Genomic DNA, 1,973 nt, shown 5'->3' with positions numbered 1-1,973 from the left:
GCACAGCGCACGGCTTTCCCCGGGGTCCGCGTCGGGTGCCAGGACGAGGCTCGCCACCAGCATGAAGGCGGGGAGCGAGTACCCGTCGACGTACCGCTGGTAGGCCGCCTCGTCGGCGAAGCCGGTGAAGTCCCTGTCCAGGGGCGCTCCGGCGAGGAACCGCTCGACGTGCTCGCGCAGGCCCGGGTGGCGGGAGAGCGTGTACACCATCGGGCGCAGCACCGGGTGGCTGCTTTCGCCGCTGTTCAGCGCCTCGTGCACCTGCTCCCCCCAGGCGCTGAGCGGGTCGCCGCCCGCGGCGCCGGACGGCGCGGTCTCGGCCAGGACGTCGGTGTGGTGCATGAACGCGGTGGCGGCGATGACGTGCGGGACGACCGGTGGGGGCAGCAGCAGGCGCACGGCGAGACAGGCGTTGCGCCGGTAGGCCGACACGGTCTTGCGCTGCTGCGTGTAGTCGTCGCGGAGCCGCGGCTCGCGGATGCCCGCTGCCGTCAGCGTCCTGCTCCACAGATGCACGATGGGCCGATCCCCCCACAGACGATGGTGACAGGCGAGCCTAACGCCTGACGCCGACCGGCCACGGCATGCGCGGACGGGCCCGGATCAGACCTGCCGCCCGAGCTGGGCCAGGAGTTTCTCCCAGGCGCCGGCGCCGGGCGGGGGCGGGACCGGCTTCGCGAACAGGCCCGAGGACGCCAGGTTTCCGGCGTAGGGCTCGACCTCGTGGCGGGTGAAGTCGACGAGGGCTTTCGAGGGGTGCTCGTCGGCGCCGATGGCCCGGGAGAGGTCCCAGGCGTGCACGACCAGGTCGGCGATCATCTGCGCGCAGTAGGCGTGCGCGGCGGTGCGGCCGTAGGACAGCTCCACCGTCCGGGTGAGGGCACCGCGGGCGTGGAACGCCTCGCGGGCGGCGGCAGCGGCCTCGTCCCAGGCGGCGACTGGGTCCTCCCCCAGCCGGTCGCCGTCGAAGGCGTCGCCGACGTCCTCGATGCCCGCGCCGTCCAGCAGGGGCGGCACCCACAGCTGTTCGACGGTCAGGTGGTTGACCAGCTCGCGGACGTCCCAGTCGGTGCAGGGCGTGGCCGCGTGCCACTGGTCGGGGCGGATGGCGTGCACCCGGTCGGTGAAGAGGTCGAGCGCCTCGGCGTGCCGCTCGCGCAGCGTGCGCCGCCGGGCGTCGCTCGGTTCCCGGTCAGCGGTCATGGCAGCCGTGGTCCGTTCGTATCCGGGCCGCCGCGAGGGCCGCGGCGGTGAGGGCGGCACCGGCGGCCAGGGCGCCCCGGTGCGCGGAGAGCCACTGCTGGGAGCCGTGGGCGTGGGCCCGGTCGTCGAAGGTGCCGTGCGCACCGTGGTCGTGGCCGCCGTCGCCGTCGACGGGGTGCCACAGGTTCACCGGGGGCAGCGGGGCCTGGGGTTCGTCGGTCTGCTGGGCCGCGAAGGCGGTGCGGGCGAGGTAGCGGTCGAGCAGACCGGGGGCGACGGCGTTGGCGAGGAGCGTGGCGACGGTGCTGCCGCCCACCCAGTACTCGCGGCGCCGCGGGTGGGCGGCGGCGTGGACGATGGCGCGGGCGGCGAGCTCGGGCTCGTAGATGGGCGCCACGGGCTGGGGGCGGCGCGGCATCCGGGAGAGCACCCAGCCGAACTGCGGGGTGTTCAGGGCGGGCAGCTGCACCATGGTCGTACGGACCTTGCTGCGCTGGTGGAGCAGCTCGCAGCGCAGGGCCTCGTTCCAGCCCTGGATGGCGTGCTTGGCGCCGCAGTAGGCCGACTGCAGGGGGATGCCGCGGTAGGCGAGGGCGGAGCCGACCTGGACGATCGTGCCGTGGTCGCGGGGCAGCATACGGGTCAGGGCGGCGTGGGTGCCGTACACGTAGCCCAGATAGGTGACTTCGGTGACCCGCCGGAACTCGTCGGGCTCGATCTCGACGAACGGGGCGAAGACGCCGGTGAAGGCGTTGTTGACCCAGACGTCG

At 74.1% G+C, this 1,973-nt stretch carries 3 protein-coding genes; all 3 read right to left on the bottom strand.

Going from position 1 to position 1,973, the window contains the following annotated elements; all coding sequences use genetic code 11:
• On the bottom strand, positions 1-516 hold a 516-nt coding region (locus tag LE181_RS31685; protein WP_225665050.1), incomplete at its 3' end, for a squalene/phytoene synthase family protein.
• Between the two features lie 87 nt (positions 517-603).
• Entirely contained in the window at positions 604-1,203 is a 600-nt protein-coding gene (locus tag LE181_RS31680) for a TIGR03086 family metal-binding protein (protein WP_225665048.1), read from the bottom strand.
• A partial coding sequence (locus LE181_RS31675) for an SDR family oxidoreductase (protein WP_225665046.1) occupies positions 1,193-1,973 on the bottom strand: 781 nt, incomplete at its 5' end. The genes LE181_RS31680 and LE181_RS31675, both read right to left, overlap by 11 nt.

The sequence above is a fragment of the Streptomyces sichuanensis genome, assembly GCF_020328095.1.
Taxonomy (GTDB): Bacteria; Actinomycetota; Actinomycetes; order Streptomycetales; family Streptomycetaceae; genus Streptomyces; species Streptomyces cinnamoneus.
This window is presented reverse-complemented; position numbering and strand designations above follow the sequence as displayed.

What these genes read in the sequence shown, in the direction of transcription:
- LE181_RS31680 (WP_225665048.1), bottom strand. Translation starts at nt 1,203, where the DNA reads ATGACCGCTGACCGGGAACCGAGCGACGCCCGGCGGCGCACGCTGCGC.